General features: G+C 70.4%; 16 protein-coding genes. 3 read left to right on the forward strand and 13 right to left on the reverse strand.

The window, feature by feature from the left end; genetic code table 11:
• Positions 1-86 precede the first annotated feature (86 nt).
• Positions 87-884: a hypothetical protein gene (locus tag R3F55_20745; GenBank protein MEZ5669817.1), complete on the forward strand. Its 798-nt coding sequence runs from the start codon at positions 87-89 to the stop codon at positions 882-884.
• Positions 885-904: 20 nt separating this feature from the next.
• Here R3F55_20745 and R3F55_20750 read toward each other — a convergent pair whose 3' ends face one another.
• The 7 genes from R3F55_20750 to R3F55_20780 form a co-directional block, all read right to left on the reverse strand.
• A complete protein-coding gene (locus tag R3F55_20750) occupies positions 905-1,951 on the reverse strand; it encodes a carbohydrate ABC transporter permease (protein MEZ5669818.1) in 1,047 nt (348 codons plus the stop codon).
• A 95-nt stretch (positions 1,952-2,046) separates the two neighbouring features.
• On the reverse strand, positions 2,047-2,277 hold the full coding sequence (locus R3F55_20755; protein MEZ5669819.1) for a hypothetical protein: 231 nt from the start codon (positions 2,275-2,277) through the stop codon (positions 2,047-2,049).
• 87 nt (positions 2,278-2,364) lie between these two features.
• On the reverse strand, positions 2,365-2,736 hold the full coding sequence (locus tag R3F55_20760; GenBank protein MEZ5669820.1) for a VOC family protein: 372 nt from the start codon (positions 2,734-2,736) through the stop codon (positions 2,365-2,367).
• Positions 2,733-4,145 (reverse strand): FGGY family carbohydrate kinase, encoded by a 1,413-nt coding sequence (locus R3F55_20765; GenBank protein ID MEZ5669821.1) that lies wholly within the window; start codon positions 4,143-4,145, stop codon positions 2,733-2,735. The genes R3F55_20760 and R3F55_20765 overlap by 4 nt, the downstream gene beginning before the upstream one ends.
• A gap of 5 nt (positions 4,146-4,150) precedes the next feature.
• Positions 4,151-4,945 carry a deoxyribose-phosphate aldolase gene (locus R3F55_20770; protein ID MEZ5669822.1) on the reverse strand — a complete coding sequence of 265 codons (795 nt, stop codon included), beginning with the start codon at positions 4,943-4,945 and terminating at the stop codon, positions 4,151-4,153.
• Between the two features lie 161 nt (positions 4,946-5,106).
• Positions 5,107-5,640, reverse strand: a complete 534-nt coding sequence (locus tag R3F55_20775) for an MAPEG family protein (protein ID MEZ5669823.1) — start codon at positions 5,638-5,640, stop codon at positions 5,107-5,109.
• Between the two features lie 56 nt (positions 5,641-5,696).
• A complete protein-coding gene (locus tag R3F55_20780) occupies positions 5,697-6,503 on the reverse strand; it encodes a DUF4344 domain-containing metallopeptidase (protein ID MEZ5669824.1) in 807 nt (268 codons plus the stop codon).
• Between the two features lie 309 nt (positions 6,504-6,812).
• Between R3F55_20780 and htpG the strand changes: the two genes are divergently transcribed.
• Complete coding sequence (gene htpG, locus R3F55_20785; protein MEZ5669825.1) at positions 6,813-8,705, forward strand: molecular chaperone HtpG; 1,893 nt, start codon at positions 6,813-6,815, stop codon at positions 8,703-8,705.
• A gap of 21 nt (positions 8,706-8,726) precedes the next feature.
• Here htpG and R3F55_20790 read toward each other — a convergent pair whose 3' ends face one another.
• A complete protein-coding gene (locus R3F55_20790; protein MEZ5669826.1) occupies positions 8,727-9,143 on the reverse strand; it encodes a nuclear transport factor 2 family protein in 417 nt (138 codons plus the stop codon).
• A gap of 86 nt (positions 9,144-9,229) precedes the next feature.
• Positions 9,230-9,811 (reverse strand): isochorismatase family protein, encoded by a 582-nt coding sequence (locus tag R3F55_20795; protein MEZ5669827.1) that lies wholly within the window; start codon positions 9,809-9,811, stop codon positions 9,230-9,232.
• A gap of 103 nt (positions 9,812-9,914) precedes the next feature.
• Here R3F55_20795 and R3F55_20800 point away from each other — a divergent pair, with 103 nt between their 5' ends.
• Positions 9,915-11,060, forward strand: a complete 1,146-nt coding sequence (locus tag R3F55_20800; GenBank protein ID MEZ5669828.1) for an AI-2E family transporter — start codon at positions 9,915-9,917, stop codon at positions 11,058-11,060.
• 455 nt (positions 11,061-11,515) lie between these two features.
• On the opposite strand, the gene leuB is transcribed toward R3F55_20800, so the two are convergent.
• From leuB to R3F55_20820, 4 genes are read right to left on the reverse strand one after another with little or no spacing between them, the layout of a single operon-like run.
• The gene (gene leuB / locus R3F55_20805) at positions 11,516-12,628 is read right to left on the reverse strand and encodes a 3-isopropylmalate dehydrogenase (GenBank protein MEZ5669829.1); all 1,113 of its coding nucleotides are present in this window, start codon (positions 12,626-12,628) and stop codon (positions 11,516-11,518) included.
• Between the two features lie 55 nt (positions 12,629-12,683).
• Positions 12,684-13,304: a 3-isopropylmalate dehydratase small subunit gene (gene leuD / locus R3F55_20810; GenBank protein MEZ5669830.1), complete on the reverse strand. Its 621-nt coding sequence runs from the start codon at positions 13,302-13,304 to the stop codon at positions 12,684-12,686.
• Between the two features lie 14 nt (positions 13,305-13,318).
• The gene (locus R3F55_20815; GenBank protein MEZ5669831.1) at positions 13,319-13,522 is read right to left on the reverse strand and encodes a hypothetical protein; all 204 of its coding nucleotides are present in this window, start codon (positions 13,520-13,522) and stop codon (positions 13,319-13,321) included.
• An 8-nt stretch (positions 13,523-13,530) separates the two neighbouring features.
• On the reverse strand, positions 13,531-13,734 hold the full coding sequence (locus tag R3F55_20820; protein MEZ5669832.1) for a hypothetical protein: 204 nt from the start codon (positions 13,732-13,734) through the stop codon (positions 13,531-13,533).
• Positions 13,735-13,739 lie beyond the last annotated feature (5 nt).

The raw sequence follows: 13,739 nt of genomic DNA on the forward strand, positions 1-13,739 counted from the left end.
CAGCGGTTGCCGCGCAGACATTCGTCGCTATTCTCCGCCGGCGCGGCCGATGCACGGCGTCGCGGGATTCAGGCGGAGAAGAAGTCGTGAAAGCGTTGCGGATTGTCCTGATCGTGGTCGTCGGCGTCGTCGCCGTCATCGCCGGGCTGGTTTATCTCGTCTTCGGCCTGACCGACGAGGCGGCCGAGGCGACCGACGCGCTGTTCGCGCGATTCGCTGCCGGCGAGGCGGTGGCGGCCTACGAAGCGACCGCGCCCGACCTGCAAGGCGTGCAGAGCGCGGACGCCTTCGCCGAAGCCGTTGCCGCGCTCGGCCTGGACCGCTTCGACCGGGCCGAATGGACGAGCCGCGAGATCAGCACCGAGGGCACCGCGCAGCTGGGCGGCACGGTCACGCGGACCGACGGCAGCACCATCGCGCTCGACGTCGCGCTGACCGAGGTCGGCGACGAATGGCGCGTGGCCCGCTTCACCAGTCCCGACATGCCCGGCGTCGGCGGCGGCCTGCCGGACCTGCCGGACCTGGAAGGACTCGAGACGCTGACCCGCGCGGCGCTGGCCGGTTTCGCCGACGCCGTCGCGCGCGCCGACTTCACCGCGTTCCACGCCGAAATCGCCGCTCTGTGGCAGCGCCAGATCGACGCCGACCAGCTGAAGGAGGCATTCCAGAGCGTGATCGACGCGCAGGTCGACCTCACCGGGATCGAGGGCTGGCGACTGACCTTCGAGCCGGCCCCGACGCGCGACGCCGACGGTGTGCTCGAAGCCTATGGCGGCGCGACCGGTCCGCGCGGTACGCTGTACTTCCGGCTGCGGTTCTTCTTCGAGCGGCCGGACTGGAAGCTGATCGGAATCGAGGTCGGCGATTCGCCGCTGACAGACTGACGCGCCCCGCCGTGACGGGGTCAGCCGCGCCTCGGCACGGCTCGGGCGAAATGCCGCACGGCAAAGGCCGTGAGCGGCAGCAGCGGCAACACCATCAGCACGATCGCCGCCGAAAACCGGGCCCATTCGCGCTGTTCGCCGCCGACCTGGGCCTCGCCGGTCGATATCTGCCCGACCACCAGCGGCGGCAAGGTCTGGGCGGCGTCGGTCGTCAGATAGGCGGCGAACAGATATTCGGTCCAGCACAGTGCGAACACGATCAGGCCGGCGCCGGCGATGCCGCGCGCGACCATCGGCGCAAGAATCTCGACCAGGATGCGCGCATGCGACGCGCCGTCGAGCCTGGCCGCCTCTTCCTGCTCGGTCGGTCGTGCGCCGAGCACGCTGTGCAGCAGCCACAGCGCGACCGGCAGGTTGACCGCGGCATAGACGAGCACCAATCCGCCGCGGGTGTCGAGGATCTCCAGGGTCTGTGCCACCAGGTAGAGCGGCACCACGGTCAGCACCGGCGGGACCATCCGGCTCGCCAGAATCGCGATCCGGATCGTCCGGCTGCCGACCGCGGCCCCGCGGCGCAGGATGGGGAACCACGGCAGGACGAACAGCACCAATGCCAGGCCGATCAGTGCCGGCAGGCGCTGTTGCTGCGACAGCAGCGCTTCCGTGGCCAGGGCGCTCCCCGCCAGGCCGATTGCCGCAAGGCGCCACGGGATCGCGCAGCGAAGCCGGGTCAGCGCATAGGCGGCCATGCCGCCGGCGGCGAGCGCCAGCGCCGTCGACGCGAACGCGACGACCGTGGAGTTCACGAAGCGGCCCAGGAGGTCCTGGACCGGGTCGGTCAGCACGAATGCCCACGAATCCAACGACGGACGAAAGTCGACGAAGGGCAGGTAGCGCGGCCCGGTGACAATCGCGTCGCCGTCCTTCAGCGACGTCACGGCGACCCAGTAGAGCGGAAACAGGCACACCAGCGCCCAGAAGCCGAGCACGGCATAGGTCAGCGGTCCGGGCCTGCGTCCCGGCCACGGTTGCGGCGCCGCCGGCATCCGGTTGCCGCGCCGCCTCATCGAGCCCCGACTTGCGGAATGGTCACGGCCATCGTCACCGCATCAGCAATAGGCCGGCCGGGCGTCGGCGGCAATCGATCCGGCACCCGAGGACGTCAGGGCACGCCCGGGCGCGCGCCGCCGGCGGCACGGCGCAACCGCCGAAGCCGGCGGCGCAGCGCGACGTTCCACGCCAGCAGCAGCAGGGTCAGTGCCGGCCAGATCACGCAGAACAGCCAGACATTGATCTCCTCGTAGGTGATCCCGAGCAGTCTGGCGGCTTCGACCAGCAGCGTCACGCACCAGTCGAAGATCGCGTCGATCCAGTCGATGCCGCTGCGGGCCATCGCTTTGCTCCTAAGCGCCCTCGGGGACCGACAGCATGACGCGGCATTGCGGCACGCGCGAGGCGCCGCCGACCGGCAGGCCGGCGCCTAGCCGTAGGCGCCGATCTCGATCAGGTTGCCGTCGGGGTCGTTGAAATAGACCGAGGTCATCGGCCCCAGCGCGCCGCTGCGCGCGACCGGCCCTTCGACCACCGCCACGCCCTCCGCGGCCAGCTGCGCCTCGACCCGCGCCAACGGCCAGTCGGTCACCAGGCACAGATCGCCGGAGCCGATGCAGGCATGGTTGCGGGTCTCCATGCCAAGTGTCTGCAGGTTGATCTTCTGCTGCCCGAAGCGCAGCGCCCGGCGGCCGTCGGCGCCGAAGGTCACCGGTTCCAGGCCCAGCACGCGGGCATAGAAGGCGCAGGCGGCCTCGATGTCGCGCACGGTCAGCACGATGTGGTCGATGCGGGCGATCACGGGTCCTCCATCAGGTGCAGGGCGGCGGACAGCGCCGGGGCCGCCGAGCGATAGCGTACTTCGTGCAGCGCCGCGGCCGACGGCGACGGCGCGAACACGTCGACCGCAAGCCGCGCCTCCGGCGGCGCGCTCACCGGCCCCAGCGCCCGCATCGCCAGCCGGGCGGCGCCCAGCGCAACCAGCTCGGGCTCCCGCACGCGGCGGACCGTGCGGCCGAGGGCGGCGGCACGCATGCCGGCGAGCGGGTCCGGACGGACCCAGCCGCCGGTGGCGTAGAGCGGGCCGTCGGCCAGTCCCATGCGGGCCATATCCGCCAGCACCAGGCGGACGGCATAGGCCGCCGCTTCCAGCGTACGCCAGATCGCCTGAGGCCGGTCGCCGGATGGCCGTGCGATCGGGCCGGCCAGCGGCAGCGCGTCGGCGAGGGACTCGGCCGGGCCGGCGAAGGCATCCACCGGCGGCGGGACGGCCAGCGCCGCGCGCACGGCGGCCGGGTCGAAACCGGCCAGCAGCTGCGCGAAGGGCAGCACGTAGAGGCAGGCCTCGGCGGCATCGCCGTCGATCGGCGCCGACCGCACGATCGGCGGCCGGTGAGCCAGCGGCCGGTCGCTCTCGCCATAGAGCAGTTCGGCGGTGCCGACGGAATCGGCGATCGCGGCAGATGCCAGCGCCCGGATCAGCGACGCCGCCAGCGGGTGGTCGTGGCCGCCCGCGACCAGCAACGCGTCGGGGCGCAGCGCGCCGGCGCCGACCAGCGGACAGTCCGGCCGCACCGGTCCGACCGCCGCACCGGCGCGCAGCACCGGCGGCAGCCGGGGCGCTCTGGCCGCCGCCAGCAGCGCCGGCACCCAGGCCTGCCGGGCAAGATCGAAGCAGGCGGTGCGCGCCGCCAGCGAGCCGGCCATGAACGGCCGCCCGCTCCAGCGCACCAGCGGAAAGTCGGTCAGCGCGATCCACGTCGCTTCGCGCGGCAGCGCGTCCGGGCGATGGCGGGCGAGCCACAACCACTTCGCCGCCGTGCGGGTCGGCTCGAAGCCGATGCCGGTCGCGGCGTCGGCATTCGGAAAGGCCGCCGCCAGTTCCTCCGCCTCCGCCGCCGCGCGCAGGTCGAACCAGGGCACGGCGTGGCCCAGCGGGCGCAAGCCGGCATCGACCGCCACCCCGTCCTCGCCGATCCCGCCGGTGGCAAGCGCGGCAATCGGCGCCGCCGCGCCGCTGCGTCGCCACGCCGCCAGCACCATCCGCTCCAGCGTATCGACCAGCGCCGCGGCATCGGTCTCGACCGCGCCGTCGACCGCGATGCGCGGCGTCGCGGCCGTCTCCAGCGCCGCCACCCGCCCGTCGGCGGAAACCAGCGCCACCTTCAGGTTGCTGGAGCCGATGTCGATGCCGCAGGCGAGCGGAGCCAAGCCCGCTACCAGATCGGCCGGTGGCGCTCGCGGGTGGCGCGGGCCAGCGCGGCGAGCACGCGCAGGGCCTCGTCCGGAGGACGCTGCCAGACCTTGCGGCCGACGACCAGGCCCTGTGCGCCGGCGGCGATGGCGTCCTCCGCGTCCTTGACGGTGGAATCGGCATCGCCGGCCAGCGCGCCGCCGGCGATCACGATGGGGATGCCCAGCTCCTCGACCAGCGCGCGGGTGCCGTCCGCGCCGGGGAAGGTGATCTTGATGATGTCGGCGCCGAGGTCATAGGCGATGCGCGCCACCTCCAGCTCCGCCGCCAGCACCGCCGGCGTGCGCGGCGCGGCCAGCAGCACCGGCTCGACCATGGTCGGCATCTCCCATTTCGCCGCCTCGCCGATCACGGCGGCGATGCGCGCGCAATATCGCACCTTCTCGGCGTCGCCGACGTTCCACGGCAGCAGCATCTTAACGCAGTCGACGCCCAGGCGGACCGCGTCCTCGACCCGGGCGATCAGGATGCCGGTGCCGGTCTCCGGCGCGCCGGTCGGCCAGAACGCGTCGATCGCCAGCACGCGGGCCAGCGCCGGATGGCGCGCCAGCGCCGCCTCGGTCGAGCGCACCAGGCCGGTGGTCATCATGAAGCCGGAGATGTCCGCGTCCATGAACCGGTTCATCACCGCCACCGGGTTCTCCAGCCCGGGCACCCGCCCCCAGACCACGCCGTGGTCGACCGGCAGGATCAGGGCCGCCCGGTCGGGGCGGATCAGGCGGTTCATGCGATAGCTGTTCTGCAGGCGATGGGCCATTGCGGACGTGTCTCCTCCTTGCACGCGGGTAGCGGCGATGGATCGCAGGGTCGCCGGCCGGATGCAAGGACAACGGCCCGCGAGCCGGGCAGATGCGGTTGCGCCATGTCCGAGGCGCGGCTTCGCCGTTGCGCCATGCGAAAATAGTGGTGGCACATGGCCTACCCGCCAGCCACCGCGACGACCGCAGCCGCGACGATGACGGCGACGGTCGGATAGAAGGTCAGCGCGAAGCCGAAGGCGCGGGCCGGCGCGCCGCGGGCATAGCCGAGCCAGAACAGCACCCGGCCCGCAACGAACAGGATCGCGGCCGCCGGCACCACGGCCATCCAGGCCACCGGCGCGACGACCGCCCAGGCGAGGTGGGCAAGGACGGCGAGCACCAGCTGCTCCAGCGTGTTCTGCAGGATCGCCTGCAGCACATGGGCCCGCTGCGAACCGGCGCCGAGCCCGCTGCCGTCGATGTCGGCCGGGGTGAAGAAGCGGTGCCGGGCGAGCGCGCCGATCGCGGCCATCAGGGTGATCAGCGGCGCGATGTCCCATCTCAATGCAAAGGCGATGCGGGCGCCGGGCGTGTCGTCAGCGACCAGACCCGTCGCCTGCCACAGGGCGAGGCCGGCAACCACCAGGGCCGTGACCGCGGCGGCGGCGGCCATGCCGCGGGCGACGCCGCGTTGCTTGTCGGAAAGCGCCATGGCCCTGCTCCAGCAATCGCAATCCTGCGAAGTGTGCCAGCAGCGTCGCGCGCTGCCTACTCCGCCGCCTGCCCGGCCTGGGCCAGCCGCAGGAACGACGCCATGATCTGGTAGCACATGGTGATCGACTGGTCGGCGGGGTCGTACCAGGCATTCTCCTCGTCGCATTCGGCGAAGCGGACCACCAGGTCCTGCGGCAGGGCGAAGACGTCGTTTAGGTCGGCCACCGTCTGCTCCAGCTCCGCCGAACCCTGGGCCAGATCGGCCAGCGCGGCGTTTTCCGGCGCCGGCTCGTCGAATACCAGTTGCACGCTGCCCGCCGCCTCTTCGTTGCCCTGCAGGTGCGGCTCCAGCAGCTGCCACCAGCTATCGTAGGCCTGCGTGTAGTCGAAGGAGCACGACTCCTGCCGTTCGGGCTCGAGCTCGGCATAGTCGGCCAGCTCCTGGAACCGCTCCGGATCGCTGCCGTAGACGACGCAGACCATGGCGTAGTAGCGCTGCAGGTCGAGGCCGTGGACGTCCGAATAGTCCGGCAGATAGCCGCCCTGTTGCGACTCCGCGTCGCTGAGCCAGTAGACATCGGAGGCGTCGAGCATCATCTGGTCCAGCACCTCGTCGGGCTGTTCCTCCAGCATCAGCAGGGTCGACAGGCTGTCGGCGGCGTCCTCCTCGCGGCCGAGCACCGGCAGCCGGTAGAGGTCGACGAACGCATGGCCGATCTCGTGATAGAGCGTGCCGATCGTGTTGTTGACGACGAACGCGGCGACCGCCGGGTCGTCGAGCACGGCTTCGTCCTGCGCCAGCACGGCATGGGTCGGCAGCGCCAGCGCCGCGACCCACAGAAACGGACCGAGGCGGCCCATCGTCGGAACTCCCGATGTGCGCGGCCCGGCCCGCTGGCGGCGTTGAGGCGCACGCGACGCGAACGGCCGGCCACGGGTTGCAGAGGCAGGGACTGGCCGCGCCCCAACTCGGGCGCAACGTCGGCATGGATAGCGCGCTGCGGCGTGCCATGTCCATCTGCGTCGCAGGCACATGCCCGGCGGTCGGCAAAGCGGCGGCAGCGACGCGTACGATGCACCGACGGCCCCCTTGCCACCCGCTTCACAGCCCCTCATATACCCGGCGAAACCCTGTTCACGCGCCCAGAAGACCAAGAGGAGCCGACCCCCATGGCGGAAACCCACGCATTCCAGGCCGAGGTCTCGCGGCTGCTGGAGATCGTCGCCCACTCGCTCTACTCCGACAAGCGCATCTTCCTGCGCGAGCTGATCGCCAACGCGTCGGACGCCTGCGACAAGCTTCGGTTCGAGGCGCTGACACGGCCGGAGCTGGCGGCCGACGGCGACTACAGGGTCGAGGTCGCGGTCGACAGCAAGGCGCGCACGGTGACGGTGGCCGACAACGGCATCGGCATGGACCATGGCGACCTGGTCGCCAACCTGGGCACCATCGCGCGGTCGGGCACGGCCGAGTTCCTGGCCGGGCTCGGCTCCGACAAGGCCAAGGAATCCGCGCTGATCGGCCAGTTCGGCGTCGGCTTCTATTCGGCGTTCATGGTCGCCGACCGGGTCGACGTGGTCAGCCGCCGCGCCGGCGAGGCGCAGGCCTGGCACTGGTCATCGGACGGCAAGGGCGACTTCTCGGTCGAGCCGGCGGTGGAATCGCCGCTGCTGCCGGTGCCGGCGCGCGGCACCCGGGTGATCGTCCACCTGAAGGCGGGCGAGGACGAGTTCCTCGACCAGTACAAGGTGACCGAGACGGTGCGCCAATATGGCGACCATATCGCCATCCCGGTCACGGTCAGCGTCGACGGCGGCGAGCCGACCAGCGTCAACCGGGCGTCGGCGCTGTGGACCCGACCGAAGGCCGAGATCACCGAGGAGCAGTATACCGAGTTCTACCGCCATGTCGGCCAGCAGTTCGACGAGCCGTGGCTGACCCTGCACACCAAGGCCGAGGGCGTGATCGAATGGACCGCGCTGGCCTTCATCCCCGCCAACCGGCCGTTCGACCTGTTCCGGCCCGAGCGCAAGCATCACCTGAAGCTCTACGTCAAGCGCGTGTTCATCACCGACGACTGCGAGGGCCTGGCGCCGGCGTGGCTGCGCTTCCTGCGCGGCGTGGTCGACAGCCCGGACGTGCCGCTGAACGTGTCGCGCGAGATGCTGCAGCACAATCCGGTGCTGGCGAAGATCCGCTCCGGCCTGGTCAAGCGGGTGCTGGCCGAGCTGACCAGGAAGGCGGAGGCCGACCCCGCCGCCTATCGCCGCTTCTGGGAGAATTTCGGCCCGGTGCTGAAGGAGGGCATCTACGAGGACGCCGGCCAGCGCGACGAGATCCTGAAGCTCACCCGCTTCGCCACGACCCGGACCGAGGCCGACAAGGCAGGGCCGGTCTCGCTGGACGAGTATGTCGCGCGGATGGTGCCGGAGCAGAAGGCGATCTATTACGCCACCGGCGAGAGCGCGGAGGCGCTGGCGCGCAGCCCTTCGCTGGAGGGATTCCGCGCCCGCGGCATCGAGGTGCTGCTGCTGACCGACCCGGTCGACGAGTTCTGGACCCAGTCGGTCGACAAGTACGGCGACAAGCCGCTGGCCGCCGCCGCCCGCTCCGGCGCCGACCTCGACGCGATCGCGCCGACCGCGCAAAAGGAGAAGAAGGCGGAGACGGACCGGCCGGCGGAAATCGACCGGCTGATCGCCGCATTCAAGGCCGCGCTCGGCGACGCGGTCGCCGACGTGCGCCGGTCGAACCGGTTGACCGACAGCCCGGTCTGCCTGGTGCCGGACGAGAACGCGATGAACATGCACCTGGAGCGGCTGCTGAAGCAGCACGGCCAGCTCGATTCCCTGTCGAAGCGCGTGCTGGAGCTGAACCCGGACCACGCCATCGTCGGCCGGCTCAATGCGATGGCGTCGGACGATACGAAGGCGCAGGACGTCGCCCAGGCGGCGCACCTGCTGCTCGACCAGGCCCGCATCCTAGAGGGCGAGACCGTGCCCGACCCGGTCGCGTTCGCCGAGCGGCTCAACCGCTTCGTGACGCGTGGCCTCGGGGCATAGGCCCCCTTCCCCGACGCCGGCCTAGCGGCTGGCGGACACGATCGTCGCGGTATCGAAGAACTCGCTGACCGCGACGGCCTTGCCGTCCTTCATCCGCCAGACATCGCATTTGCGCGTTTCGGAGACCTTGCCGGTCTTGCGCGAGCGGAAGGCGCAGTGGCCCAGAGCCACGACCCGGTCGCCCTGGGCAATGAATTCGTCGACGGTGAAATGCATCATTTCCCAGTCGGTGAACAGCCGCTGGAAATAGGCTCGGACCTGGTCCTTGCTGTGGCACTCGGCCGCGAAGGGAATGTCCGGGTTGGCGTCGCCGAGCGAACACCAGTGGATGTCGTCGGCCAGGATCGACAGCGCATCCTCCATGCTGCCGCCCTTGGTGCCGCCCCACAGGTCGTACTGCTCCTTGACGATGGCGACGTTGCGCTGCTCCTCGGTCATGACGCTCCCCTCCACACGGTGCCGCGCGACGATAGCACCGGTTGCATCGCTCTGCGCAATGGCGATCGGGGATTGCGGTGCCGTTGCTAGATCGGCCGCCGGCCGTGGCGGTACTTGATCCAGCCGAGCATCTCGCGGAACCGGGGGTCGTCGGCATCGGCCAGCCATTCGGTCGCCAGCATCTCCACCGTCACCGGCGTCACGCCGGCGGCCTGCATGCGCGCGAGCGCTACCGCCCTGTCCTCGGGATGGCGGGCACCGATCGCATCGACCGCGACCGCGACCCGGTGACCGGCGGCACGCAGCGCCAGCGCGGTCTGGCCGACGCAGACATGCGCCTCAGCCCCCGCGACGACGGTGGTCCGCTGCGCCCAGGCCTGCATCACCGCCGCAAAGCCGGGCGCGCGGGTGGCGGCGAAGTGGTGCTTGTCCACGAATACGGCGTGGCCGAGCTCCGCCAGCAGCGTGTCGGCCGTGCGGCCGATGCGATCGGCACAATGCTCGGTCACCGCGGTCGGCACGCCGACCAGGCGGGCGACGCGGACCAGCAGCCCGACCGAATCCAGCAGCGCTGCCGCGTCGGGCAGCGCCGGCAGCAGGCGCGCCTGCATGTCGATGACGAGAAGCCCGCTGGTTTCCGGCGTCAGCAAGGTGGCGGCGTCGCTCATGCCGGCGGAGGTAAGCCATCGGCGGCCGCCGCGCAACCGCGTCCTTGCCGGTGCGCGCCGACCGTGGACATTATGCCCGATCCGGCCACCCTGCGGAGCCAAGATGCCGCCCGCCTTCCTGTCCGAACGCCCGATCTTCGTCGTCGCCGCATGGCTGGTGGTGATCGCGCTGGTGGTGGCGCTGCTGGTGATCGGGCGTGCGCTGCTGATCCCGCTCGCGGTGGCGCTGATCGTCTGGTACCTGATCAACGGCGTCGCCCGCACCGTCGCCAAGATCAGCATCGGCCGGTTCCGGCCGCCGTTCCCGCTGTGCATCGCGATCACGGTCGCGATCATCATCGCGTTCTTCGTGCTGATCGGCGACCTGGTCAGCAACAACGTCGCGCTGGTCTCCGAATCGGCGCCGACCTACGAGCAGAACATCCAGCGGCTGCTGACCGGCTTTGCCGGCTGGTTCGGCATGGAGCGGGTGCCGACCATCGATTCCCTGGTCACGCGCATGAACCTGGGCGAGTTCATCCCGGCGCTGGCCGGCTCGGTCAGCGGCTTCGTCGCCGATGCCGGACTGGTGCTGGCCTATGTGCTGTTCCTGCTGTTCGAGCAGACCGTGTTCGACGCCAAGCTGCGCCGCTTCATCCGCAACCCGGACCGCGAGCAGAGCGTGCGGGCGGTGCTGGCGCGGATTTCGAAGGAGATCGAGACCTACATCTGGATCAAGACCGTGACCAGCGCCCTGACCGGCGTGATCAGCTATGCGGTGCTGATCCTGGTCGGTGTCGACTATGCCGCCTTCTGGGGCTTCCTGATCTTCCTGCTGGCCTATATCCCGACCATCGGCTCGCTGCTCGGCATCATGTTCCCGGCGGTCCTGACCCTGCTGCAGTTCGGCGACTGGGAACCCTTCCTGCTGACCCTGATCCCGCTGGCGTTCACCCAGATCGTCATCGGCAACGTGGTCGAGCCGCGGATGATGGGCCGCTCGCTGAACCTCAGCCCGATGGTCGTGATGGTCTCGCTGATTCTGTGGAGCTCGCTGTGGGGCGTGCCGGGCGCCTTCCTGTGCGTGCCGATCACGGTGATCTTCCTGATCATCTGCACCTATGTGCCCAGCATGCGCGGCGTCGCGGTGCTGCTGTCCACCGACGGCAGCGTGGAGAACGTGCCCAAGCCGGCGAACAGCCGCCGCCGCGCCCGCCCGCGCACCGGACCCGGCGCCCGCCCGGCGACGCCGCCGCCGCCGACCGACTGAGCGGTCCCGCAAACCAGACCGACGGCGCCAGGCGCCGAAGCACACTATTCACAATGTTGTTTGTTTTTTAATGATCGGCCGCGCACATTGGCGACAATGACAGGCGGGCGAAGACAAAATCCGGACGACCCGAAGACCGGAGCGGCGCCCGAGCCGGACTAGACAAGGACTCCCACCGCTTGGCCGCACGCATACCATTGCATTCAACGGCCGAATCCGTCGCCGCCACTGACGAATTCATGACCGCACCGGGGAACCCGGCGCGGCAGCGGGATGTTTCCCAATGCCGGCGTGCTCCCATGCTTGCGGCCTGCGAGCCGGCGGGCGACTGACGCCTGCACTGCCTCGGCCGGCGCACCTGCCTCTAGCACCTTGGCCGGCGCCGGCCGTGCCCCGCCCGGCCGCCAGGCACACGGCCGGGCGGGGCACAACGGGGCCTCGTCACGGGTTTGGCGTCAGCGCGCCAGATTGTCGAGTTCGTGCAGGATGGTGTCGCCCATCACCTTGGTCGACACCCGTGCCTTGCCGGGCTGCATGATGTCGGCGGTGCGCACGCCGGTGTCGAGCACGTTGCGGATCGCCTGCTCCAGGATGCCGGCGTCCTCGTCCATGTCGAAGCTGTAGCGCAGCGCCATCGCATAGCTCAGCAACATCGCGATCGGGTTGGCGGCGCCCTGCCCGGCGATGTCCGGCGCGGAGCCGTGCACGGGCTCGTACAGGGCCCGCCGGCGCCCGCTTTCGTCCGGCGCGCCGAGCGAGGCCGACGGCAGCATGCCCAGCGAGCCGGTCAGCATCGCCGCGCAGTCCGACAGGATGTCGCCGAACAGGTTGTCGGTCACGATGACGTCGAACTGCTTGGGCTGGCGCACCAGCTGCATCGCGCAGTTGTCGGCATACATGTGGCTCAGGGCCACGTCCGGATATTCGGCGTCGTGCAGGGCCTGCACCGTCTGCCGCCACAGCAGCCCGCTCTCCATCACATTGGCCTTCTCGACCGAGGTGACGCGGTTGTCGCGCTTGCGGGCCAGCTCGAACCCGACCCGGGCGATGCGCTCGATCTCCGGCGTCGTGTAGACCTGGGTGTTGATGCCGCGCTTGGTGCCGTCGGGCAGTTCCTCGATGCCGCGCGGCTCGCCGAAATAGACGCCGCCGGTCAGCTCGCGCAGGATCAGGATGTCCAGCCCGCGAACCAGTTCCGGCTTCAGGCTCGATGCTTCGGCCAGCGCATCGAAGACCAGCGCCGGGCGAAGGTTGGCGAACAGCCCCATTTCCTTGCGCAGGCGCAGCAGGCCGCGCTCCGGCTGGATCTCGAACGGGATCTTTTCCCACTTCGGGCCGCCGACCGCGCCGAACAGCACGGCATCGACACCCATGGCGTCGGCCATGGTTTCGTCGGTCAGCGGGGTGCCGTGCGCATCGATCGAGGCACCGCCGACCAGGCCGGTCTGGAGATCGAACGAGACCGAGCGGTTCTTCGCCATCCAGTCGATCACCCGGGTGGTCTCGCGCACGATCTCCGGGCCGATCCCGTCGCCGGGCAGGACCAGCAGCTTCTTGTTTGCGGTCATCTTGTCTTCCGAATTGGGTCGTGGAACGGCGGGACGGCCGGGGAGCGGAGGTCGGTCAGGATGCGGCCGCGTGCAGCCACGGGTGCTGGCCGCGGTCGCGGGATTCGAACGCCGCGATCGCCGCGCCCTTCTCCAGCGTCAGGCCGATGTCGTCCAGGCCTTCGAGCAGGCAGCGCTTGCGGAACGGGTCCATCTCGAACGGAATCAGCGGGCCGTTCGGACGCCGGATGGTCTGGGCGACCAGGTCGACGGTCAGCTCCGGGTTGCCGGTATCGCGCGCGTCTTCCATCAGCAGGGCGACCTGATCGGCCGGCAGCTTGATCGGCAGGACCCCGTTCTTGAAGCAGTTGTTGTAGAAGATGTCGGCGAAACTCGGCGCGATCACGCAGCGGATGCCGAAGTCGAGCAGTGCCCAAGGCGCATGCTCGCGCGAGGAGCCGCAGCCGAAATTCTCGCCGGCAACCAGGATCTGCGCCTTGTCGTAGGGCGGCTTGTCGAGCACGAAACGGCCGGTCGGTTTGCCGTCGGCGTCCGTGCGCAGCTCGTAGAACAGCCCCTTGCCCAGGCCGGTGCGCTGGATCGTGGTCAGGAACTGCTTGGGGATGATCATGTCGGTGTCGACATTGGCCATCGCCAGGGGCGCAGCGACCCCGGTCAGCCTGGTGAAAGGTTGCATCGGCGGCCTTCCGTTCAGCGTTTCTTGCGGGCAGCGATCAACCGGGCGAGCTCGCGGATGACGTCGTCGTCGCCCAGCCGGTCCAGGTGCAGCGGCTTCGCGGCCGGGTCTATGCGGCGCAGGCGGCCGGTGCCGTCGCGCAAGGCGAGGAGGCGCCCTGCGGCATCGGCCGGACCGGGCCGGCGGAGCGGCATCGGCTGGACCATCCGCACCGGCATTGCCGGGCTCAGCCGTCGGCCAGGCGCTTGACCAGCGCGCGCACCAGCAGGTTGTCGCCCATCGGCCCCCAGTCGCCGTCGCAGTCGAGCGGTCCGTCGGAGGGCGCCACCAGCCGCAGGCAGCCGCGCGCATCGCGCACCGCCCAGGGCCGTGCGCCCAAGTCGTCCGCCGGCTCCTCGATCGCCAGCCGGGTCGCGGTCATCTTGCTCATCGCTT

The organism is Alphaproteobacteria bacterium (assembly GCA_041396705.1).
Classification (GTDB): domain Bacteria; phylum Pseudomonadota; class Alphaproteobacteria; order CALKHQ01; family CALKHQ01; genus CALKHQ01.